Source organism: Enterococcus dispar ATCC 51266 (genome assembly GCF_000406945.1).
Lineage (GTDB): Bacteria > Bacillota > Bacilli > Lactobacillales > Enterococcaceae > Enterococcus_C > Enterococcus_C dispar.
The window spans coordinates 2,063,061-2,088,407 of record NZ_KE136354.1; the positions used below are offsets into that span (position 1 = coordinate 2,063,061).

16 protein-coding genes are annotated in these 25,347 nt (G+C 38.4%); 5 read left to right on the plus strand and 11 right to left on the minus strand.

Translation table 11 applies throughout. From position 1 onward, the window contains the following. Positions 1-159 precede the first annotated feature (159 nt). Complete coding sequence (locus tag RK01_RS09790) at positions 160-1,446, plus strand: CapA family protein (protein ID WP_016173120.1); 1,287 nt, start codon at positions 160-162, stop codon at positions 1,444-1,446. A 140-nt stretch (positions 1,447-1,586) separates the two neighbouring features. Here RK01_RS09790 and rny read toward each other — a convergent pair whose 3' ends face one another. The 4 genes from rny to RK01_RS09810 form a co-directional block, all read right to left on the minus strand. Next, positions 1,587-3,137: a ribonuclease Y gene (gene rny / locus RK01_RS09795; protein WP_034864855.1), complete on the minus strand. Its 1,551-nt coding sequence runs from the start codon at positions 3,135-3,137 to the stop codon at positions 1,587-1,589. A gap of 313 nt (positions 3,138-3,450) precedes the next feature. Further along, complete coding sequence (locus tag RK01_RS09800; RefSeq protein WP_016173122.1) at positions 3,451-4,785, minus strand: family 20 glycosylhydrolase; 1,335 nt, start codon at positions 4,783-4,785, stop codon at positions 3,451-3,453. Positions 4,786-4,902: 117 nt separating this feature from the next. After that, on the minus strand, positions 4,903-7,572 hold the full coding sequence (locus tag RK01_RS09805; protein WP_016173123.1) for an alpha-mannosidase: 2,670 nt from the start codon (positions 7,570-7,572) through the stop codon (positions 4,903-4,905). Between the two features lie 55 nt (positions 7,573-7,627). Next, positions 7,628-8,917, minus strand: a complete 1,290-nt coding sequence (locus tag RK01_RS09810) for a glycoside hydrolase family 125 protein (RefSeq protein WP_016173124.1) — start codon at positions 8,915-8,917, stop codon at positions 7,628-7,630. A 162-nt stretch (positions 8,918-9,079) separates the two neighbouring features. Between RK01_RS09810 and RK01_RS09815 the strand changes: the two genes are divergently transcribed. From RK01_RS09815 to RK01_RS09830, 4 genes are all read left to right on the plus strand, one after another. Beyond that, entirely contained in the window at positions 9,080-10,114 is a 1,035-nt protein-coding gene (locus tag RK01_RS09815; RefSeq protein ID WP_016173125.1) for a GntR family transcriptional regulator, read from the plus strand. Then, positions 10,111-12,255: a GH92 family glycosyl hydrolase gene (locus RK01_RS09820; RefSeq protein WP_016173126.1), complete on the plus strand. Its 2,145-nt coding sequence runs from the start codon at positions 10,111-10,113 to the stop codon at positions 12,253-12,255. The genes RK01_RS09815 and RK01_RS09820 overlap by 4 nt, the downstream gene beginning before the upstream one ends. A 320-nt stretch (positions 12,256-12,575) precedes the next feature. Next, positions 12,576-12,770, plus strand: coding sequence for a hypothetical protein (locus RK01_RS09825; protein ID WP_034864759.1), 195 nt, complete (start codon positions 12,576-12,578; stop codon positions 12,768-12,770). 526 nt (positions 12,771-13,296) lie between these two features. Beyond that, positions 13,297-14,154 (plus strand): Rgg/GadR/MutR family transcriptional regulator, encoded by an 858-nt coding sequence (locus RK01_RS09830; RefSeq protein WP_016173127.1) that lies wholly within the window; start codon positions 13,297-13,299, stop codon positions 14,152-14,154. Between the two features lie 58 nt (positions 14,155-14,212). On the opposite strand, the gene RK01_RS09835 is transcribed toward RK01_RS09830, so the two are convergent. The 7 genes from RK01_RS09835 to RK01_RS09865 all read right to left on the minus strand — a co-directional run bounded on the left by RK01_RS09835 (position 14,213) and on the right by RK01_RS09865 (position 25,344). Next, positions 14,213-17,041, minus strand: coding sequence for an endo-beta-N-acetylglucosaminidase (locus tag RK01_RS09835; RefSeq protein ID WP_374047472.1), 2,829 nt, complete (start codon positions 17,039-17,041; stop codon positions 14,213-14,215). A 389-nt stretch (positions 17,042-17,430) separates the two neighbouring features. Then, positions 17,431-18,288 carry an ROK family protein gene (locus tag RK01_RS09840; RefSeq protein ID WP_016173129.1) on the minus strand — a complete coding sequence of 286 codons (858 nt, stop codon included), beginning with the start codon at positions 18,286-18,288 and terminating at the stop codon, positions 17,431-17,433. A 110-nt stretch (positions 18,289-18,398) separates the two neighbouring features. Beyond that, the gene (locus tag RK01_RS09845) at positions 18,399-19,790 is read right to left on the minus strand and encodes a glycoside hydrolase family 1 protein (RefSeq protein ID WP_211212163.1); all 1,392 of its coding nucleotides are present in this window, start codon (positions 19,788-19,790) and stop codon (positions 18,399-18,401) included. Positions 19,791-19,860: 70 nt separating this feature from the next. After that, positions 19,861-21,345 carry a response regulator transcription factor gene (locus RK01_RS09850; RefSeq protein WP_016173131.1) on the minus strand — a complete coding sequence of 495 codons (1,485 nt, stop codon included), beginning with the start codon at positions 21,343-21,345 and terminating at the stop codon, positions 19,861-19,863. Continuing rightward, on the minus strand, positions 21,338-23,065 hold the full coding sequence (locus tag RK01_RS09855; protein WP_016173132.1) for a sensor histidine kinase: 1,728 nt from the start codon (positions 23,063-23,065) through the stop codon (positions 21,338-21,340). Before RK01_RS09855 ends, RK01_RS09850 begins: the two co-directional genes overlap by 8 nt. Next, entirely contained in the window at positions 23,058-23,672 is a 615-nt protein-coding gene (locus tag RK01_RS09860) for a YesL family protein (protein ID WP_016173133.1), read from the minus strand. Before RK01_RS09860 ends, RK01_RS09855 begins: the two co-directional genes overlap by 8 nt. A 202-nt stretch (positions 23,673-23,874) precedes the next feature. Continuing rightward, entirely contained in the window at positions 23,875-25,344 is a 1,470-nt protein-coding gene (locus RK01_RS09865; protein WP_016173134.1) for an ABC transporter substrate-binding protein, read from the minus strand. Positions 25,345-25,347 lie beyond the last annotated feature (3 nt).

A 25,347-nucleotide genomic window follows, 5' to 3' on the forward strand; every position in this document is an offset into this window, starting at 1 on the left:
ATAACGTTTTTTTACCAACTATGTTATAAGAAGCCAAAAATTGATCTCTGTTGACCGATTTTGCACGTTATTTTCCCGATAATCTTCTATCTTTTCTCCAGTTCTACAAGTAAACTATTAAGTAGCATCACTTTTAATTTTATTTACAGGAGGTATATCATGAAAAAATCGCGGTTAGAAAAAATGAAAGCAAAACAAATCGCCCAAAAACGACAGTTGATCATCGTCATGACTCTACTTTTGCTTGCGCTTGTTGCCTGCTTTGTTTTAAAAGCGTTTACAGCAAAACCCGATGCGACACAGACAAAACAAGCACAAGGAGAAGAAACCATACATACGTCACAAAAAGTCGATAAAACAGCCACCACAAAACAAACGGAGAAAGTAAAACGCGCCACCATCACTGCGAGTGGTGATATGCTCTATCACGATATTTTGTATCGCAGTGCCTATGATGGCAAGGGTTACGACTTAAAAAATGATTACGCACAAATTTCACCTTTACTAAAAAAAGCCGATTTATCTTTAGGTGATTTTGAAGGTACGATTAACCCCCAACGCGAATTAACGGGTTATCCCATTTTCAACGCTCCTCAAGCGGTAGCCGATAGCATTAAAGCAGCTGGCTTTGACGTCGTCGATTTAGCCCACAATCATATTTTAGATACTGGTTTAGAAGGTCTCCACTCAACCGTCGCCGCTTTTCAAAACATCGGCATGGAAACCATTGGGGTCAAAACCGATACAACAAAAGATATTTTGGTCAAAGAAGTGAATGGAATAAAAATTGCTTTATTAGCTTATTCCTATGGTTTTAACGGTATTGAAGCCAGTCTCACCACAGCAGAATATAACAATCATTTGAAAGACTTGAACATGGAAAAAGTTGCCAAAGATTTGAAAAAAGCCGAAAAAATTGCCGATATCACAATCGTCATGCCGCAAGATGGTGTGGAATACGCCTTAGAGCCAAATGAAGAACAACAAACCAAATACCGCCAAATGATCGATTTAGGGGCAGATATCATCTTTGGGGGACATCCCCACGTAGCTGAACCAACCGAAACAATCCAAAAAGATGGCGAGAAGAAATTTATTATTTATTCCATGGGTAATTTAATTTCGGATCAACGTTATGAATCCTTACAAAATTATTGGACAGAACGCGGCGTAGTCATGGAAGTGGCTATCAAAAAAGAAAAAGCGAAAACAGTAATTGAAAACGTAGTCGCCCATCCTACCTGGGTAGATAAAGAACCCATTGTCGGTCGCACTTATCAGCATCCAGAATACGGCACTGTCCAATCCCAAGACTATCAAGTATTCTTGGCCGAAAATTATCTTCCCGGAGGTAAATACGCCAAAACCGTCCCTGAGACAAAACGTCAACGTATTGAAACAGCTTATCATGAGATGAATGAACTGTTGAAGATTGATTGGGAGTAAAAAAATAGTAGTTAGCTTTTAACAGAAAATTTTTTAGTCCTAAATAAACGACCCGCTGACTCTTAATCAGCGAGTCGTTTATTTGCGCAAAAAAACCATTTAAGCAAAGTCGCTTAAATGGTTTTTTAAGGTTGTAATTTCTATTTCGCGTAATCTGTCGCTCGTGTTTCACGAATGACAGTTACTTTAATGTGGCCCGGATAATCCAATTCATCCTCGATTTTTTTACGGATATCGCGAACTAAACGAACCGAATCCAAATCAGAGATTTCTTCTGGTTTAACCATAACCCGAACTTCGCGACCAGCTTGGACAGCGAAGCTTGATTCAACTCCTGGGAAACTATTGGAAATATTTTCCAAGTTTTCCAAGCGTTTAATATAGTTTTCCAATGATTCACTGCGGGCACCAGGACGGGCAGCCGATAAAGCATCGGCGGCAGCTACTAAGACAGAGATTACGGAAGTTGCTTCGGTATCGCCATGGTGTGAAGCAATAGCGTTAATTACAACAGGGTTTTCTTTGTACTTAGCGGCTAATTCCGCACCAATTTCCACGTGAGAGCCTTCAATTTCATGGTCTAGTGCTTTCCCGATATCGTGAAGCAATCCTGCTCGTTTGGCAAGTTGGACATCTTCACCAAGTTCAGCAGCTAAGATACCTGATAATTTAGCAACTTCAATGGAGTGGTTCAAGACATTTTGACCGTAGCTTGTTCTAAAATGCAAGCGTCCTAAAATCTTAATCAGATCTGGATGCAAGGTGTGGGCGCCCACTTCAAAAGCAGCTTCTTCCCCGTATTCACGGATACGTTCATCCATTTCTTTACGAGATTTTTCCACCATTTCTTCGATCCGAGCTGGATGAATCCGACCATCTTGGATTAGTTTTTCCAAAGTCATGCGGGCAATTTCCCGTCTGATTGGATCAAATCCTGATAACACCACTGCTTCTGGCGTATCATCGATAATCAAATCAATCCCGGTCAAGGTCTCTAAAGTGCGAATATTACGGCCTTCACGACCGATGATTCGTCCTTTCATTTCATCGTTTGGCAATGAAACAACAGAGACTGTCATCTCGGAAACTTGATCTGCAGCACAACGTTGGATGGCAAGGGACAATAAGTTTTTGGCTTTACGATCCGCTTCTTCCTTCGCTCTTTGCTCAGACTCTTTTACCATCAAGGTCAATTCATGGTTCAACTCTTCTTCGGTTGATTTCATGATGATCTCTTTGGCTTCATCACGGGACAAAGCAGCGATTTTTTCAAGTTCTTGCTGTTGTCCTTCGATTAATTTTTCGACTTCATTTTCTCGCTCGTCAATTAATTGCTGTTTCGCACTAAGTTTTGTTTCTTTTTCTTCCAGTGAGTTTTCGCGTTTTTCAATTGAGTCGTCTTTGCGATCAAGCAGCTGCTCTCTTTGGAGCAAGCGATTTTCTTGGGTTTTTAATTCAAGTTTGCTTTCCTTCAACTCACTTTCAATTTCTGCACGATACTTCTGATTTTCTTCCTTAGCTTCTAACAAGGCTTCTTTTTTTAGAGTTTCCGCTTCTTTTTGCGCACTGGTCAAAATCCCTTGAGCAGAATTTTGTGCCCCTGCGATCTCTTTTTCGTGACGAGATTTAGCAACAGACAGCCCTAATAAAACACCGACAATTAAACCGATGATAGCGAGGAGAATATACATTAAAGTCAATAGATCCACCTCCGTACTATCCTTATTCAATTATTGTTCGTAGTTTTTTGATAAACTTTAATCTGAAATTATCAATATGCCTACATGCATATGTGTTTTAGACACAACTTTATTCTAATGTTTGTCGTAAGGGCTGTCAACTTATAAAAGCGAAAAGCATTTCTCATAAAGGTGCGTTATTTTTGTCTTAAATTCATTAAAAAATTTACAGGGAAATAAGTAATTTATTTTGTTTTTTTATTTGTGAAAAGGTCACCAAAATAATGAGGGATTTTCACGCTTTCTTTCCATTAAATGACACGGATTATTTTTGCCAGTGACGAAAAAGTGGCATGTATTGTGCTTTATCTCGGACTAAACCATGTACTTTTTCATTTAAAGCCGCCTGTAAGAAAAAGACTGCTTCCATTACTTCACGAGGGGTTTGAGCCTCTGCCTGATCGGCCCAAATAGCAAGGGCGATCATTGGTGTTTGAGCTAAATAACGTGGGGATACCGACTGATTGTTGGCAAACAAATTGAGTTGAAATTCTTTTTGGATTTTTTCATAAGTGGGATAGGTATAACCTGCCATTTCCCCCAAAACATAATAAAAGTAATTGTCGTTATGGTTCACGACGTTGTACCCTTTTTCAAAAAAAGTAGTCACTGGTGCCATGTTTTTATGCCAACGAGTCCAATAAGAAATTTCACAATTTTGGGTTAGTTCCAATTGTTCATTGCGATTTAAGCGGTAAAAACCGTCATTCCACACCCGGACTGTAAAACCCAAAGCGCTCATTTTTGCCACTAATTGATTGACATAAGCAATAAAAATCTCAATTCCGCTAGCTTCTTGGCCAAATTTTTCAACGGCCGCTTGTTGTAAACTCGGATAAACTTCGACTTGGTCAAAATCAATAAATTCGTCTGCGCCAATGTGAAAGTAGCGACTTTCATGAAAAAGAGCCGCGTATTCCTGATAAATTTCAAAGACAAAGTCCACCGCTTTTTTATTCAAAATGTCTAATGCACGTACATCTGATACGAGGTTTTCTGCTTCTAGTCGTTTTAAACACCACTGGGGATAATTTTTTAAGACTTGCTCCAAGTGACCGGGGCTGTCGATATCTGGAATAATTTCAATATAAAAAGTGCGACAATAAGCAATTAATTCTTGGACCTCTGCTTGCGTCAAATGATTTTGCGAGACAATTTCGGGATGCATTTTGGATTCAATCCCAAAACCCTCATTTTCAGAAAAATGCAGTTGTAAATGCGTAAAATTAAAGAGTGCCATGCTGCGAACTAAGCCCTTTAGAGTAGCAAGGGGATAAAACTTACGCCCAATGTCGATCATTAATGCGCGTTCTTTTATTTGAGGCAACTGAACTTGCCATTCCTCTTTAAAAAGCTCATGCAAAATAAGTTGCACGGCTCCATAAAACAGACCCGCCTTATTTTTAGCCAAAAGTTGGGGCACGCCATTTTCTTGATATAAAAACTCCTGCATTAGTGTGGGCACTAGCGTCAGCTGAATTTTGCGTGGATGTGCCGTTGAAAATGTATACCCACATTCTTGAAACAGCTTCATGACGCGTTGGGCAACGTCTGTGGTTTTTGCAGTGTCTGTTTGAAAGCCAATTGAAATGGTAGTCATTAAATTCTCCTTACTAATCAAATACCCGAGTTCTCATGCAGATTACTTCCCTGCTGCCACAAGGCTGCAATGATTGTAAGCACACGGTAAACTCGGGTCTCTACTAACATCTAATTTTTAAAATTCGACAGTTCGAATTTCATAAGGGTGCAACGTATTGCTATATTCTTTTACGGGTTCTTCTAGTAGATTTAAGGTCTGATTTGGCTTCTGACCAGCTTTTTGTAACGTTAGGTCTTCTTCTTCACTACTTAAGTTATAGCCTCTTAAAATGAGTGCCGCATCGCTTTTACGGCGTTTTAAAGCCGTCGGTTCAAATTTTTCACCAGCCACTTCTACAAATGTCTGACTTGCCGCAAGTTTTCCACTGTGGACACTCGTTTGTTTGACGCTTAGAGGGACTTGGGCATTGTGAGCGCGTTTATAGCTCGCAAAGCGCATGTCAGCTGCACCATGAAGCTCAATTCCATAATTAAAAGTATGTTCACCCAGACATTGCGCTTCTGGTGTTGGGAAATAGCCCCAATCACCTAACTCACCGACGCAACGCAACAAAGTCAAAGCGATAGTATCGCCAACAATTTCGTATTCGTTTAAACCATAATTTGAGACCGTTAATCCAAATTCTTCATCATGTAAATTGACAAAAGCATGTTGGTGTTGGGGATTTGTAGGATTTTCCCAATGTTTTGAAACCTGATTTGGTCGGACAACTGTTTCATAAATACTGTCAGCTTCATGGGTTGACACGTCTAACGTTGTAGGGAATAAGACCCGCAAACGATGGTCTTTGGCTTGATTATTCACCGTGGTCGCAAATTCCACCATTTTACTGTTTTTGTTTAACGTAATTTCGGTCACGATTGGATAACGAATAGTTTCATTACTGCGTCCAGCTTTACGGAAGCGGAAGTCGACTACTTTCTTTTGTTCTAAATCTAACAAGGCTGCTGCAGATTTAGGAATTTCCATTTCATGAGTTAAGCGGACTTTTGCCACTAAAGTGTTGTCTTCTACTATTTCAACTTGATGTGGGAAAAAAGTCGATAAAATCGCGTGATCGCCTTCCGGTTGTTTAAAGATATATTCATTGGCAATATCGCCTACATCTTCAAAAACTAACAAATCTCTTAATGTTTTACCTGTTTGCTTATTGGTCAAAGTTAAACTACCGTCTGTTTGAATTTCTGCTTTGACAAAGTCGTTTTCTAAAACTCGTCCGTTTTTTGCCACTAAAGATATATCCATTTTGTTGTCTTGCCCCACCACTAAGGCAAAACTATCCCAAGAAAAACCTTTCATTGCTGCTACATCCAGTGTCACAGTGACATATTTTTCCATATAGGGAATGCGGAAACGATCTTTTGGTAAATCGTAATCAAAACGAATTTGTTCTTCACTAATCACAGCGGGTACAACTTCACCTTCTTGATTGATGACGTGATACGTCTGTGCCGGTTCTTTGGCTAATTTATCGTAGCCGTCAGCAGGATATAATTCAGCAAACGTCACCCGTTTCACTTCGATGTCAAAGCTAGCTACGCCACTTTTAGTTGTGCCGGCGGTATTGAAAACAACAAATGGAAAACTTTCTTTGGGAAATTTTGAAGTATCGATTGCACCTGTTAACGCTTCACTGGCTGCATCGGCCAAATATTTCCCAACTTCATTGGCTTTTTCAAAGCGCGGCATCATTTCCCGATGCACTTCATCAACAGAACAGCCACAAATGCTATCGTGGGGATGATTTTGCATCAACGTTTTCCAAGCATAATCCAATTCATCAAAAGGATAACTGCCGGCAACGTCATAGGCCATTGCCGCAAGAGGTTCTGTCACATTTTCCAATTGCCGACTAACCCGTGTATTCCATTGTTTTAAATAAACACGAGCCGAAGCGGTATTGGCTAAAGTAAACCAGCCATCGGTTTCTTGCGAAGTCAATTCGCCGGCAACTGTACCTAAATCTTTAGGCAAATCCTCTTTGACGGCGGCTAAATAATCGGTAAAATTCGAATGAATAAATTCATAATCAGGATATAATTCATTGGCTAATTTTATCGCTTGGGCCACATCCTTTTGAACCGGTTGATGATCGACCCCATTCATCATTAATAAATGATTTGTAGCCGCAAATTTTTCCGCGTCTGCTAATTTTTGATCCCAAAAAGTGCGCGCCGCTTGTTCCTCGGCGGGAATTTCATTCCCATTTGAATACCAATTGGCAAATAATAGCCCAAAAATATCAGTACCGTCTGGGCCTATCCAATTCATCTCAGAATATTGAGACGTGTAATTGTCGTCTGAAAGCACTTGGTTATCAAAGCCAATTGGTTTGACGCCTCGACCAAAAGCAGCAGCTTCTAAATTCGCTTGTTTCATCATCTGCGGCGTTTGCCCCATATTGCCAAAAGTATCTGGGAAATAGCCCAACATAACCGGCGTTCCCCATTTTTTACTATCTTCCATGCCGATTAACATGTTACGCACATTGGATTCAGAGCTGGTTAAAAAATCATCTTGCAAAATATAAAATGGTCCAATGCGTAATTTTCCGGCATCAATGGCTTTTTGCACCGCTTCTTTTTTCTCGGGACGAACTTGTAAATAGTCATCCAAAATAATGGTTTGACCATCTAAATGAAAGCTGTTAAAGTCCGGGTCAGTTTCAAATAATTCCAATAAATCGTCCATTAACGTAACCAGACGCATATGGTGTTGTTCATACGCCATGTACCATTCACGATCCCAATGACTATGGGAAATGATATATACTTTTTTCTTCATTACTATCGTCTCCTAAAAAATGGCGGCCAGCCATTACGACAGCCGCCTGTTCTGATTATTTTTTCACTTGAATATCAAAATAGTCCATGACCAACTCACAAAACATCATATTGGCCCAAGAAAACCATTCCCTTGTGTATTGATTGGGATCATCCACATCAAAACCTTCATGCATCAAGTGCGTACCAGCATCGGTTGCAACTAATTGATTTAAGATGCGTTCTTTTTCAGCTTTATCAGCCGTTGTCATGCCTTCCATTGCCATGGCGATCGGCCAAACATAATTTTCAGGTGTATGAGAAGAACCGATTCCTTTGGCAAACTTTCCTTCATAAAAATAAGGATTTTCTTTACTTAGTAAAGTTTGACGTGTTGCCAAATATTGGGGGTCATCCATCGTGCCGTAACCCAGATATGGCGCTGAAATCAAGTTGGGGACATTACTGTCATCTTGAATCGTCGCATTCCCTTTTCCGTCGACTTCATAGGCAAAAATAGTTTCGCCTGCTTGATTTGTGGTACGGCCGTACTCTTTAATGCCTGCTTCAATTTGAACTTTTAATTTATGCGCCCAGGCAACAACTTCCTCGTCTTTTAAAACCGTGCTGAAAATTTCTTCTAAATAACCTAAAATCACGACAGCAAACATATTAGAAGGAACTAAATAGCCATAATTACAAGCATCATCACTTGGACGAAATCCTGACCACGTCATGCCAGTTGGCACAACTTCAGCTCCTTTTCCTTCATTAATCAAAGTATCTTCTTTGCGGTCTGTATCGCGCACAAAAGTATAAGGAGAGTTACTGTGATCTTGTTCTGTTGTAAAGACCGTCAATATTTTATCTACTCCAGAAACAAAATCTTCATTGAATTGATCAGTTCTGCCAGTATTTTTATAAAGCAAGTAAGCCAATTGTACTGGATAGCATAAGGAATCGATTTCATATTTTCGTTCCCAAATCCAATCGTTCATTGTAGTATGGTCGCTTTGGTGCCCCGCCCCATTGGCTTCTTCGTTAAACGCGTTGGCATAAGGGTCGATATTAATATAATAAAATTGTTTTTTGACTAAACCGGAAATCATCGCTGCTAAATCTTCATCTTCTTTTGCCACTACTAGATAAGGTCGGACTTGGGCAGTAGAATCCCGTAACCACATCGCCGGAATATCACCCGTTAATAAAAAAGTGCTACCGTCATCATGGCGTTTGACCGTTGTTAGTAATGTGTTGGCAAATGCGGCATTAAAATTTTCCGCCCAGTCAGCATGTTCACTGCCACATTTGGTGGTGATTTCATCCATAAATTGTTGAATCGATTTTGGTATATCTTTATAAGTCATTTTTACTTTCTCCTCTAATAAATGATATATCTTTACTGATGAACTGATTATATAGTACTTATTCTTTTATGTCTACGCTTTCAAAAAAGTTTTTTTAATTATTTACAGCAGAAAAATATGTGCTAAACTACTATATATGATATACCAACTAAGGAGAAAAAAATGGAACCTTTATATTTAAAAATTTTACGAGACTTGGAGTATAACATCACCAGTGGTAAGTTTGCTGCTGGTGACCAATTACCCACGGAAAAAGAATTATCTGAGCAATATAACGTTAGCCGCATTACCTCTAAGCGCGCATTAAATGAATTAGAACAACAAGGCCTAATTAAGCGTACCCGAGGAAAAGGCAGTTTTGTGACTGGTGCAACTTCAGAAAATAATACCACCAATCGAATTTTACTCTTGCTGCCTTTTACAGACGATGTTGCCATTGGAAATTTATCCGGGAGTATTTTACCTGTTATGCAAAACGCGCAATATGAGTTGATGATGGTAACGTATGATTTTTTGAATACCCATACAGCCCAAGATATTAAAAATGAGTTCGATGGCTTAATTTACTACACAGAAGATGAAAATCAACATTTGGATGTGCTATTTGAATTGTCTTTTGCTGATTTTCCCATCGTGCTTTTAGATAAAGAAGTTCCTGATTTAAACTTACCGTCTTTTTTAGCAGATAACTTAGCAGGAGGCAAAGAGGCCTGTGACTATCTCATTAAAGCGGGACACAAAAAAATCGCCTATTTATTTGGGGATCACTATCACCCACAATCGACCCGGCAACGTTACTTAGGCTATATTCAAAGTTTAATGGAACATCACATTTCTTTTCATACATCATTTGAAGAAGACACAACCAGCGAGGAGCGTTTAATCGACTACGTTAAACAACATCAAATTACTGCTTTTGTGTGTGAAAATGACATCACGGCTATACAAGCGATGCGAACATTGCGACAAGCCGGATTTGCCATTCCTCAAGATATTTCTTTGGTGGGATTTGATAATATTCAAGCAGCCATTTTCGTTGATCCACCGCTTACTACCATTTCACAAAACTTTAAAGCTATTGGTGAAACAGCCGGTAAAGCTTTATTAAGTTGGATAAAAACCAAACAAAAACCACAAAGTCAAAAAATTCCCGTGACACTTTTTGTCCGGGAATCAACAAAGGAGATTAAAGCATGATTGAAACAATTGATACACGTCACGGTACCGCCAATCAACACAGCTTTTCAAACGGCAACTGCCTCCCTTACACTGGCGTTCCCTTTGGCATGAATTATTTTGCACCTCAAACAACAGATGCTAAGGGGAGTTGGTGGTTTCATCCAGAAGACCGCACCTTTCAAGGTTATCGTATTACCCATCAGCCAAGTCCGTGGATGGGGGATTTTTCCCATGTCCTTTTCACCCCTATCAGCGGTGACCTAGCAGATGTTTCTTTATTTCACGCCCAAAGTTCTTATCGACCAGAAGAAGCGCTTTTTCGTCCTTTTGAACTTTCTATTCGGCAATTGCGTTATAACATTGCTTCGACTGTAATTCCCAGTATGTATGGGGGCATTTTAGCTATTAATTATGAAAAAACGCAAAATGGGCTAATGCTTACTTTACCTGGTGCAAAAGAAATTACGCAGCCAAATGACCATGAATTACAAGTCAGTGTCGTGAATTTTTCTGGCGCAGAAGATGATAATTTCACTTTTTATCTTTCCATTCACTTTGAAAAACCCATTCACAGTCTAAAAAAAGTCACTGGTGAAAAAACTTTTATTGTCTTGGATTTTGGCAACGAAAAAACGCAAACGCTTCATTTGGGAACTTCATTTATCAGCTTTGAACAAGCAACACGTAATCGCCTGCGAGAACAAGAACTTTCCTTAGCTGATTTTCGCCAGGCTAGTCAGTCTGAATGGGAAAATTACTTTGAGCGGGTGCAAGTTGAACATACCAATCCTGCCCATACCAAAACGTTTTATCATAATTTGTATCGGATTTTCTTATTCCCGCAAACCTTTTATGAGTTAGACGAAAATGAGGAAAAAATTCATTACGATACCTTTAATAAAACTGTCAAACCTGGCGTTTTATACACCAATAACGGTTTTTGGGATACGTATAAAACTGTCTATCCGTTTTATTCTCTTGTGGCCAAAGAAAAATACGAAGAAATGCTGGAAGGTTTTTTAACCAGCTATGAAGAAACCGGCTTTTTACCAAAATGGTTATCACCAGATGAACGGGGGCTTATGCCTGGTACTTTAATTGATGCTGTGATTGCCGATGCAGCGGTTAAAGATATTCGTCCTGATTTGATGCCCCGCCTCTTAGAAGCGATGAAAAAGGGAGCGACAGTCCAAAGCGACAAACAAAACTACGGACGCCAAGGAACATTGGATTATTTAAAATATGGTTATGTGCCAAGTGATTACCACGAATCAGTTAACCACACACTGGATTATGCCTACAGTGATTTTTGTATCAGTCAAGTAGCACAAACATTAGCCGACGAACAAACCGCAACATATTATGCCCAACAAGCGCTGAATTATCAAAATATTTTTGATACCCAAACAGGCTTTATGCGGGCAAAAGACAAAGAAGGGAATTTCCGCGAAGGATTTTCGCCGATTTCTTGGGGTAAGGATTACGCAGAAGGCAGTACTTGGCAAAGTAGTTTTGCGGTCTATCAAGATTTCCAAGGTCTAATCAATCAAATGGGCGGCAACAAAGCCTTCACTGAAAAATTAATTGAATTATGTAACCAATCTCCTGATTTTGAAGTGACTGGTTATGGCTTTGAAATTCATGAGATGAGCGAAATGGCCGCCATTGAATTTGGCCAGTTGGCAATTTCCAACCAGCCAAGTTTTCACTATCCGTATCTTTTTAGTTACGTTGGCAAACCTGAAATGGCCCAACCACTGATTAAAAGTTTACTGACAGAATGTTTTAGCGCCGCCACAGACGGTTATCCCGGCGACGAAGACAACGGCAGTATGGCCGGTTGGTATATCTTTAATTCACTTGGTTTTTATCCTGTCAGCCCCGGTACTGGCGAATACGTAATTGGCATGCCTTTAGTCAAAAAAGCCACTCTAAAATTATCAAGTGGCAAGACATTGACGATTAATGCCACACCAAATCACCCGCAACAACTATTTTTACAAGAAACCAAATTCAATGGGGATGTAACAGAAAAACTTTTCTTCACCCATGAAGAATTAAGTCATGGTGGTACAATTGACTTTACGCTTGGTATCGTGCCAAATCCAAAAGAACATACTGCCTCAGATTTACCTTTTTCATTAAGTTCAAAAAAATAGCATTCACAAAAAAGCAAAGCTCGCCAGATTTTAGCGAACTTTGCTTTTTTATTATCCGTAAAGCTTTATAAACGCGCATAACTCGCTAGTATTAAGATCGAATTTCAATAAATTATCCTTCAAAATTCTCATAATTTCAGCTTATTGTCCCAGCGAGTTAGTTTGGAAAGCTAGACACGGTACACTAAGAAAAGTGGAACAAATTCGACCAACGCTCAAAAAATAGGGCGAAATCTTGATAAATCCCTCTTTGATTTCACCTGATTTTGACTTATTGCCCTAGAAAGCTGGTTTGTGAAGCTAGATCAAAGAAACGCTAAGTGCAGTGGGAACTCTTTGGCATTAAGGAGGAATTATACGAAATTATTCCGCAAATTTCGTATAATTTGGACTTCATGCCGCCAAAAGTTCATTGGCGCAACAAACCAGCAATCATCCCAGTCTATCGCTTTGTTCCTTCTGAAAATCCTATAATTCCTTTGCCTGCAAAAAAATCGCAAAAAGCCGATTTTTGAAAGTTGCCTTTACAGCAAAACACTTTCAAAATTGACGGCTTTTTGCGACCTGTAACAATTGCTGACATAAGATTAAAGTTGCCTGTTTTTTTTAATATAAACAGCGGTAATTCTTGATGCTGTTGAACTCTTTTTTCAGAAGAAAAAAGACAATGCGCAAAGCGCTATGGACAAAACAGCGAACTGTTTTATAACCTTATGTATGAAAAATCTGTGAATTTTGACTTTTACTTTAATCTGCCAGCTTAAAGGAGACTTTAAAATAAAAGTCCGTTTATTTTTATTTTCAGTAAAAAAATGAACCAGCATTTCTCTGCATTCCCACTGCATTGCTGATTTTTACCAAACCCTACTTTTTCATTTTCAATTAAAATACTTCAACTTCCCAAGGCGAATCAGGATACATGCTATTTCCTCCTTTTTTTGTACAAACCAAGACATTTCAACTTTTTCTTACAGTTCTAGTATAATCACATTTTTTGGGCTATACTGTTTGTGTACAAAAATGCGTCATAGGAGAAGCGACATGGAACAAGCACAATTAATCAAAAAATTACGTACCGAACGAGGCTACACCCAAAAGCAACTTTGCGAAGGCATCAGCTCGCGCACAACTCTTTCTTCTTTTGAAAATCGCGGCACTGAACTTTCAAGTGGTATTTTATTACAATATCTTGATCGTATGAACTTACGCGTGGAAGAATATCAACTTCTATTAGAAAATCAGGAAATTTCACCTAAGCGCCGCTTAGCGGCACAGTTTGTCAAAGAATACTATGCCGGACACTTTACTACTGAACTCAAATCAGAGATTTGGCAAAACTATTTAACAGCTCATGATTTTTACTATTATATTTTATGGTTTGAAACAGAAACGATTTTGACTTATAAAAACAATCAATTTGACCCTCAAAAATATCAAAAAGAAATTAACAAAATTTGTGATTATCTATTTAAAGTCGAAGTTTGGCAACATTTTGAAATGACCACCTTCATGAATCTGATGTTTGCTTTTTCGGATGACATGATTTTAGCTTTGTTTGAAAGCTCAAAAGAGACCATGGCCGAAAACGCCACGAATCCTTACTATACCTCTTTGACCACATCTTTTTTTATCAACGGAATTATTCTTGGCTTTCAACGAAAAAATGATCAAATTTTAACCCAATTTTTAACCGGCTTAACCACTGTCGCGAAAAAACCAAAATACATGTATGCCAAAATGATGGCCTTGTATTTTGAAAAGCTATTGCAAGCAAGAGATGCTTCTGACCCTGCAAGTGTTGACTTTACTGATTTTTATCATGCATTGGCGCTCTTTGGGATGATAGAAAAGGCACAAGAACTCCAAGAATTTTATACAGAGATTGTGGAAAATAATTAAATAGAACGCTCTTTTACAATAGTTAGTGTAAAAGAGCGTTTTATTATGGATAATTTTGCTAATTCAGCAAATCTTTCAAACCGTAAACACCTAATTCATATATTCGCACCGCACTATCAGAACCTTGTGTTGGTTTGTCCACTATGATTTTGACATATCGAGCGGAAACGACTTTAAAAGTATCTTGTGTTTCACCGTCGGTATTGGAAATTACCCGCGCAACTGACGTAAATTCCTTGCCATCTTCACTAACTAAAATACTATAAGCTTTTGTATTCATATCAGGTGCTTCTCCCCCAGCTTGGGCATGGGCCATGTGGACTTCACTAACGGTTTGGACAGAACCCAAATCAACTGTAATTTCATGAGGTGGATTGCCAGTAGCACACCATTTTGTTTTTAGATCTCCGTCTACAGCAAATTTTGGTGCCTCGCCATCATTAACAAAAGAAGAAGCTTGGGTTGTTGCATTTTTTGATAATAACGATAAGCCATCGGCAGCTTGTTCACTAACGGTAATAAAACCTTTTGTTTGGCTAGTATCTTCACCAGCTTCATTTTTGGCAACCAATTTTACCGTATAGGTTCCCGGTTTATCATAGGTCACCTTTTGTTCATCTTTTTTACTTTCAGTTATATTTGCGCCTTCAAATTCCCAGCTAACGGATTTTGTATTTGTTGAAGAGCTGTTCGTAAATGTGACTTCTTCTCCTGGTTTAATCAATGTTTTAGATGCTTTGAAGGCTGCTTTCGGAATAGCGTTATCCGGCCATTTGAGTGTGACTTTTTGCGATTCTTTTCCTTTATTGCCCCATATATCTACTGGAACTACAACAAAGTTGGTTTTGTTAGTGTCATCGTTTCGCTCTAAGGCATTAATATAATGATTGGCACTTGGCGTTGCACCAATAAATGAATAAGTTTCATCTTGATTAATACGATAAATTTCATAATGATCCAAATTGTTATCTTTCACTTTAGACCAAGTTAAACGAACACCGGCGTAGTTACTTTCTTCTTCATCAAATAGCTTATCCTCAATTTTTAAATTTTGAACTTGTTTGGAGAAATCTTTTTCCGGTGGGGTAATCGCTATTTGACCTAGTCGTAATTCATAAACATCCGAGCTCTTTTCAGCTGTTAAGTCATAACTAATAGCCTTAATTTCTTTACCCGCTGCTTTTTTGACATCATAAGTCACAGTTGTCCAGTCCGAACCGACTTTTTGATCGCCTTTAAAAGTTTGCTTTTTACCATCTGCGTAAGTTAATACTAATTGCAATGCTGTTTTCTCCGTTGCTTTGGCGGTTGTGGTGAACACGGTATCTGATGCTAATTGCATATCTGTCGCATAAAGTTTTATTTTGCTGGTCGCGTCTTTTTCCATTGTTCCCCGCATTTTTATTGAATTACCACCTTGGTAAGCATCGGCATAATCCATTGTAATGTTTAATTTATTTTCTTTTTCATGTTCTGTAATCCAACGATAAGTCGGCATAATATCTTGTAGACTACGGTTATTCCAATCCATATTGGAAACTTTTTTGCCTTTAATAAAATAATTATAGCCATTCCCTAAGTTGAAATTAGTAACAAAGGGCATTGTGGTAATAGCAGTTTGTTCTAAAGCGTAAGTGGAAACCCCTGGCCATTTGCCATCGGCAACGGGAACGCTTAATTGGGGATTGGCTTGGCTATTTACCCAAAAGGTATTTTCCATTGTTTGATTATCATCTGGTGTACTACTTGAATAGTATGTCCAATCTGGTACGTAAAGTCCTAATGAAGTGTAAGGTTTATTATTTTTATCTGCAAATAAACTCCAACGTACCGGCGTACTAAAGCCATTTTCTTGCACATCGATACCCGCATATAAATCATAAGGATTCACTTTAATTTTTTCCGCTTTTTCTTTTGAAGCTTTTAATAGATCTTTATTCGCTAATTCTTCCGTGTTCCACCAAAAATTTAAAAACATATTATCAGCGACGGGATTCATTTGGGCATCCACTAAATAGGCATCATTTTGATCCGTTAATGCATTTTGCCAATCCATTTTGCCTGCTTCAGTCATAGAGTCATACCACATGATGTCTTGTTTCTCTTTGACTTTTGCTTTGTAGGCTTTGATTAATTCTTGCATCAAAGTGGCGTGTTCTTTATTCAACCCATTTTTATCCGTAGTTTTTTTCGTCTCTTTGCCAGCAGCGACATCTTCAAAACTGGTAACTTCTGTATCGGTTTCTTGATTGATAAACCAGCCGTCAAAACCATAAGCATCTGCTACTGCAATCAATTTATCTACAATAGGAAAATTACCATTCCCATCTTTGGTTAAAAATTCATCTAACCACTCAATTTTACCCCCGTGAGCAGTTTGTGGGAAAAAGACAGTGCCTAAAATTGGGACACCATTTTTATGAGCTGCATCAATAACATCTGCGCTTGGCGGAACAATAATCCCTTCACCAGAAGAACCGCCCCAATAAACCATTTGATCGATGTATTGCCAAGATGAAAATGTATTGGCATCAAAGCTATTGATGCCCCGTGGCGCATTACCACTTGTACTGCTATTCATAATCGACAATGCCACAACTTTCATGTCCGCATCTTGAGTAGGATTACTTTTTACTAACTCCTTTTTAGCTTCTCTTTTTGCTAATGGAATAGTACTCACATTATATTTTGCATCCGGATCTTTTTTAAAATCCCATTTTAATAAGTCTGCTGGAAACCAATACGAGGATTGCGGCTGATTTTCCATACCACGATCCAGTTTACTTTCTTCCGTTACTTTATAATTGATTTTATCTTCTTTACCTGCAGCCATTCCTTTGCCACAGCCCGTACCAGCAATGGTGAGTGCTGCAAGCATTGCAATCATTGCCGCACTTTTGAATCGAATAAATTTCACTTTTTGTCCCCCTCTAAAACACTTTTTCACGTAATACGTCACTCCTAATTTACTCAAACTATAGTTTGAATTTTCCTAATTTGTTGCTTTTTCGCTATTTTTTTACTACTCTGCTATCTTTTTACAATACTTACGATAAAAATATATAATTTCTAATAAAAAATAGTAGTATTTACTTAGCGATAAAATTTTTACTCCTTTCGTTATTTTTATAGCCTATTTAAAGATATCGCTTTCAAATGCGGTTTTATATTAACAAACTATAGTTTTTTTTGAACAAACTAAATAATCACTATCGTTATTTAAATAGACAAAAAACAGCTCATCAAGAACGTGTATGTCTTTGATGAGCCGAGTGATTATCCTTTTAAAACTTCAAAATTCGCCGCAGCACCAATAAGATTGGCATCATTTTTAAATTTGCAGGCGACAACTTCTGGCATAATACTTTCGACACCTTCTGCTTTTAACAGCTCAAAAAGTCGCATTTTAATATTTTCAATCACATCTAGACGCACCGAGATTCCACCGCCAATAATCATAATCTCTGGGTCAATGGAAACTTGCACGTCGTATAAGGAGTGGGCAAGTGCATCGTACATCTCATTTAGATATTTTTGGGCTAACGCATCCCCTTGATCTGCCAACTCAAATAACCGCCGACCATCTACTTTTTGCCCCGTATCGGCGGTAAATTTTCTGGCGGTATTTACCGCTGTCCCAATCGGGCTTAAAATACTTTTACCAAAAGGTTTCATCAAACCGAGTTCTCCGCCGAATAAATGACTGCCTTGATAAATTTTGCGATTAATAAAAATGGAGCCCCCAATACCGGTGCCAATGACGACAAAAACCGCATTTTGCGCTTGTGTTCCTGCGCCTAATTCAATTTCGCTGATGCCCGCACAGTTGGCATCATTTTCAATTGTGACTGGCACTTTAAACTCCGCTTCCAATTGATCAAAAATGGGACGATTGTGTAAATATGTCACCGCACTAATCCCATCTATCCGACGTTCTTTAACGTTTACTGCACCAGGAGAGCTGATTGCCACACCGTCAATTGCACCAATCGTTGCAATAACATTCTTCATTTCGGCTACCATTTCTGCAAAAGTCGCCGGTGTAGCAAAGCTGCCTTGGTTATGTAGCGTTTTATCTTCCCATGTTCCATATTTTACGGCTGAACCGCCAATATCAAAAACTGCAAGTACCATCTAACTTCCTCCTTAGTTAAACTATCACCAATATTTTTAAACGGATTAAAAATAACAAAAAATTTTTATATGCTTGAGGCCATTTATTTTGTTGCCTTTGGCATTGGCAATCAATCCACGTTAATAACGTCATCATAGCCGTTGTTTTTACTCACTTCTTTAAACCATAAACCGCTTTTTTTCAAAGTCCGTTTGTAATGATCGTTTAAATCAACGCGGTAAAAACCGTAGCGGTTGCGATAACCATTAAGCCATGACCAACAGTCGATAAATGTCCATGTATGGTAGCCAAAACAATTACTTCCTTCAGCAATTCCTTGATGGAGATAATTCAAATGTTCCACCATAAATTCAATCCGATAGTCATCTTGAATCATGCCATTTTCGTCCATAAAGCGTTCTTCGTCAGCTACTCCCATCCCATTTTCAGAGACAAACCACGGAAGGTTCTTGTATTCATGTTTCATCATCATCGCCACATCATATAAAGCTTCGGGATAAATTTCCCACCCCCGATAAGGATTAATTCGTTTTTCAGGCCAGTCGTAAGGCGCATATAAATCTTCTGGCATGACCGCTGGAACATGAGGATTTTTTGGTGCTTGGACCCGCCGTGGATGGTAATAATTCAACCCGATAAAATCAACGGTATTTTGCAAAAGCACTTTATCTTCTGCTTGTGTTTCAGGCGTTAATTCGTTTTCAGCTAATAAATCAATCAACCCTTGCGGAATTGTGCCATGCACAGCTGGATCTAAGAAACTTTTGGTATTCAGTAAATCTGAAGCAAGTCCTGCTTTTTTATCCGCTTCAGCGTCACTGCGGGTATAAGTGGGGGTAATATTCAAAATAATTCCGATTTTACCTGTTGGTAATACTTGGCGAAACTCGCTTACTGCTGCCGCATGCGCCAAAAGGGTGTGATAGCCTACTTGTACCGCTTTTTTAAAATCGACAAGCGCAGGATAATGGTAACCGTATAAATACCCCATCTCTACGTGCACAATGGGTTCATTGAAAGTGGTCCAGTCAGTCACCAAATCGCCAAAAGTTTCAAAAGCGGTTTTCGCGTAAAAAGCAAAAGCGTCTACGGCTTCTCGAGCTTCCCAGCCGCCTTTATTCATTAACCACATGGGCATATCAAAGTGAAACAAGTTAATAATCGGCTTGACACCGTTGGCTTTTATTTGCTTAAAATAATCCCGATAAAAAGTGACGGCTTCTTTGTTGACCGTTTTACCGTCTGGCAACAGGCGCGCCCATGAAATAGAAGTTCGATACGAATTCAATCCGATGTCTTGCATTCGCTTACAATCTTCTACATACATTTCATACAAATTCGAGGTATTTTCCGGACCTTCATTGTCATTGAATTTTTCCGGTGCTGTTTCATACCAGTAATCCCATGTTGTCTTTGTCTTGCCGTTTTCTAAACTGTGCCCTTCTGTTTGAGGGGCAGACGTTGCTGCCCCCCACAAGAATCCTTTTGGAAATTGCTTTATTGTCATCGTATTTCCTCCTACTTTCTGGTTATGATACATTTTACTTTTTCTTGTAATGAGAAAAAGTGCTTTAGCTTTGTAAATCAGCATAATCCCCATGATACGCATCACGAAATTCTTTGGGGGTAATCCCATTTAGTTTTTTAAACATTTTGGAAAAATAATTGGTATTGTTATAGCCAATTTCATCGGCGATCTCATTAATATTCAGATTACTATGGAGTAGCAACTGCTGTGCCCGTTTAATCCGAATTTGATTTAAATATTGTGAAAAACTATTGTGCATTTCTTTTTTAAAAACTTGACCGAGATAAACGGCATTTAAGTGGAGCTGGTCGGCGACGAGTTTTAGCGTTAAATCTTGCCGATAGTGATTTTGCACGATGTCGATTACTTTTTGTGTCATTTCAGAAAATTGTTTTTCAACTGGTTGGCGCTTGGCCATCTGCAAAACATTTTCCAGCAGTTCTTTTAACTGATAAACAGTATGACTTTGCCGAATTTTTTCAATTGTTGCTTCATAAATGTCTTTGGTTGCTGTCGGGTATTGCCGCGAAATATCCGTAAAGAGTAAAAAGGCAATATAGCGGGTATTTTCCGGTTGTAATTGCCGCGCGACAGCATCTTCAAAAACGGCATCCAATTCTTGTTGAATCGTCTTTTGATCCCCAATCATTAGCGATTTATTAAAGGCCAAAAATGAAAATTTACTTTCTCTGATTTCTTCTGCCAAATCAGCGGCAAAAGTTGGCAATAAATCCGGATAAAAATCATTCAATTCTTCTATTTGTAAGACTTTTTCATAGCTTTCGTATAAATTTTCCCATTCTTCAATCGTTTCACCAACAAAAATCTTTAAAATTTTAGGATATTGGCGTTTTAAATAGGCCAAAAAGTGTAAAACATTTGCCGATGTCCCGTCAAAAATTAACGTGATTTGCTGGTACTGTTGGGGACCACCGGCAATAATCAGCGGTTGTCCAACTTTTTTGGCTTCTTTTACAATCGCTAGCAAAATGTCAGATTCACTTAAAATTTTAATGACCGTAAACGGACCAAAAGGATTGGTCCCAAAATGATCCATCAATTCATAAAAGTCTGTTTCGTTTAGTTCATCATTTAACCAACGACTCAAACTATTTTCCAACACCAATTGTTCTTGTTCTTGGCGATGAACGGTTTTATCCAGCTCTATCTTAATTTTTTCCACAATTGCTAAAAGTTCTTCTTGATCGACAGGTTTGACCAAGTAGTCTTTTACCCCTAGGCGAATGCCTTCTTTGACGTATTCAAATTCCTGATAACCGGATAAAAAAATTGCCGCAAACTTATCCCCCCGCTGATATGCTTTATCAATCATTTCAATTCCCGTCATTTCGGGCATGGTAATATCGCTGATGACCAAATCTACTGTCGCATCTTTTAAATACGCCAAAGCTTCGGTACCGGTACGGGCGGTCTTAACGATTTCAAACCCCAGTTCGTGCCAAGGTAAAATTTGTTTTAACCCTTCTAAAATCATATATTCATCATCCACTAGCATTACCTTATACAAAATGATGTCCCCCTTTGATTTTAATCGTCAGAGTTGTTCCTTTGCCTAACTTAGAATCGATTGCCATGCTAAACGCTATTCCAAAAGTATTTTGTAAACGAGCATAGACATTGTGCATCCCAATTGAATTTTGCGCTTCATTTTCAATTTGTTTCAGTTTATTTTGTACTTCTTGCAAACGTTCAGGTGTCATTCCTTTGCCGTTATCAATGACGTAAATAACAATATCATCATCAACAAAATGCGCTTTGACACTAATCGCATTATCATTTCTCGTATAGTCAATACCATGAACAAAATAATTTTCAATTAGTGGTTGAATGGTAAATTTCGGGATAACCAGTTCCTCTAAAGCCGGTTCAATCGTAAAGTTATAGGCCACCCGATCGGGGTAACGCATTTGATACAAGTAGACATATTTTTCACAAAAAGAGAGTTCTTTTTTTAATGTGGTCGTTTTTTCTTGCGTGGTATTATTACGCAAAAGGGCTGAAAAAGCGTAAACTACATCAGCTAATTCTTTTTGTTGTTTGCTCAAAGCATACATCCGAATATATTCTAAGGTGTTATATAAAAAGTGTGGATTAATTTGCGATTGTAACGCCTGCATATGGGCATCGCGTTGTTTAATCTCCAACTCATAATTATCCCGAATATATTGATCTAAGCTGGCGATCATAAAATTAATCGCTTCTGATAAATCATACAATTCATCTTGGACTTTGGAAACATCGATGCGCTCTTGTAAATTTCCTTCGGCGACACTGTGGGTAATGCCCACAATCGTTTCAATTTGTTGGAAATAGCGTCTAAAGGTCCGTTTTAATGTGATGAGTAAGACCGCAGCCAGCCCACTGCCGACTAAAATTGCAATCGCAAAAGTGCGCAGATTTTTTTGCCATAGCACCTTTTTGCTGGCCAATAAAACATAGGAAAGATCACGACTGGTTTTTCTTTGTAATACATAATATTTACGGCTGATTTTTTTAGGGATCGGCTGTTTATTTTCTACGGCCGAAACTAATTTTTGATAGCCTTTTGGACTCAATTGATTATGCGTAGTAAACATAGGATTATTGGCGTTATCAAATATATAGGCATCCATCCCATCCGAGACCATCGAATTTTCCAACATCCCCAACACAGCTGCTCGAGAAAAGACGGCGGAAACTTCTCCCACCATTTTGGAGCCATATTGATCTACAATCGGTCGTGTAATCACAAAGCCGCTTTTTGGCGGTATTTTCCCTTGTAGTTTACGGCCATTATGATTATTTTTATCCGCCATCAAATAACTAGATGAGCCATCCAGGGTCACATAAAGCTGCTCCAAATCATTAAAGGCATTAAAAAAACCGTTAATTGTTTCGGAGATACGAGTATCCCGTTGGTAAGCTAACCAAGAATCTTGGGTATACTCAAAATAATCAGCAGCAGATAAATTCAAGTATTGTCTTACATTATCAATGGCTGCATTGGAGCCTGCCAACTCCATGTAAATAAAACTCATCGTATCATTATTATCTTCCACTGAATTCATTACGCGATTTTCCAATCCCGCTAAATCACTGTTCATTTTCCGATAATTGCTATCTGCTGTATAAACGCACAAAGCAGCCACCGTCAGCAGGATAACTCCTACCAACAGAAGGCTGTAAATTTGCATCAAGCGATTCATTAAATATTTGCCTTTATCAAAACGAGCTAAGAATTTAGCCATGTTGCGCCAACTTTCGTGCTACCATAAAACGATTGTCCTTGGTTGCAAAGCCGCTCCAAACCGCGATAAGCGCAAAAGTGGCAAATAACAACAACCCTTTAAAGAACCAAGTAAGCACCAAAATGGAAATGAGTCCAAATAGCACTTTTAAGAAGGCACTGAAATTCAAAAAGACACTGACAAAAGCCAATTTGAATAAATTAAAATGCGTAATCTCATATTTTGTTTCATATTGGGTCACATATAAATAAAAAACAGTTGCTAATAACAAGACAAAGACCAAAACAAAATCAATGACTAACCACAGAAGCCCTTGAATTTGGGCGGATAAATATAAGTTATAGCCCAGGAAAAAACTAATCCCCGCAAAAATCAAAAACTGAACATTGCTTCGTTTAAAGTTTTTACGCCATTGTCCCATAAATCCTTTAAAGGTCACTTGTTGATAATCAATACCATGTTCCATCAACAAATCGGTCATCGTTTGAAAGGCTGGTCCCGCCCCCAAAAGCACACCACCCATTAAGGTAAATAAAACAAAATACAAATTTAATTTGATAATCATCCAGACTACGTAAAAAAGACGCTGAATTCCGCTACTTACCATGTTAAAAACTCCTTTATTCTCATTTTACAAATTCTTGCTTATTTGTAAAAACAACTTTTTTGATAATCACAGCTGAAACAACACGATGTTATTGCCTCAGCTTTAATCATCAATTTTACCATACTTTTCTTATGAGAAAAGCCAGCGACAGCAAATAATTACCGCCGCTGACAATTTCAAAATAAGAATATTTTCAAATTAATTATTTGTTATCTTTCACAAATTGATCCAATTGTTTTTGCATATCTTTTTGAGCGTCATCCCAACCTGCTTTTTTCAATTCAGAAACCATTTCTGGAATCGTTTTTTCTGGGTCGATTGAACCGGTATTTAAGTTTGCTTTGTAGCGGTTCATGACGTTCATGATGCTAGATAATTGGGTTTTGAAATTATCTGTTTTAACGTTGAAACCTAAGATTGGTGAAGTTTTAGCATTTTCAATACTTTCATCACGTTCTTTGATTTGTTCGTCTGTAATGGTATCTTGGGTGTATAAAATCATGTTGTTACCTGTATTCCAAGCGGCCATATGTTCATTTGGTTTGTAGCCATCTAGTAATTTCAACTTGTCATCGCCCACTTTTTCCCAGGCTTTGCCTTCCACACCGTAAACTAAACCATTTAATAATTCAGGGTCAGTGTTTAACAAGTTCAAGAATTCAACTGCTTTTTCTTTGTTTTTAGAAGTATTGGAAACAACAAAGTTTGCCATTTGCGCTTGGCTTGTTGTTTTCAATTGTTGTGTTAACGGACGTGAAGTTAAATCTTGTTGTGCAGCATTACGTAAAATTGTATCGCCGTAATCCATTGGTCCTTGGGTTTCTTCCCGCATAAACCAAGTGTTGCCTTCTAATGGGAAACCAGTTGTGTTAGTAGCTGCATCCGTTGGAATTAAACCTTCTTTGTACCATTCATGCAATGTTTTCAAATTGTCTTGGAATTCTTTGTCTTCGTATTGGTTAATGATTTTTGGTGCACCATCAGCATCTAAACGAACTGCAAAAGGATAATCTTTTCCTAATGGGAAGTCCATGTTAGAAGAAGCGTTAAAGCTTTGACCAATTGCAAAAGCAGCAATATTTGGTTCTTTTTCATGGAATTGCTTCAATACTTCAGTGGCAGATTGATAAGAGCCGTCTACTTTTGAAATATCCAAGTTATATTTTTTCACGTATTGATCGTTAAAAGTTAAAACTTGTTGTGCCCATGCATTGCCATAAACTGGAATTGCGTATAATTTGCCGTCTACTTCATTCCCTTTTTTGTACATTTCAGGTAATTGATCCATATAATCTTTGGCATATTTTTGTGACAATTCGGTTAAGTCAGCAAAAGCGCCTTTTTGGGCATTTGCAACATATTGATAAGCAAACGCAATATCATAACTTTCACCCGAGTTGATGATGGTTGGCATCTTCTTATCCCAATCGCCCCAACCAATATATTGTAAGTCAACTGTCACACCAATTTTTTCTTTGATGCGTTTGTTGGCAATCTTCATTAATTCATCGTAATTTTCTGGCTTGTCCCCAACTTGATACATTAATAATGTTTTTGAATCGCCACTTGTTCCTGAGTCTGTTGAGGCATCTTTTTGACTACCACAAGCAGCTAGCCCAGCTGTCATCAATGCCAATGCACTGACACCTAGCACTTTTTTCCACGTTTTCATTAC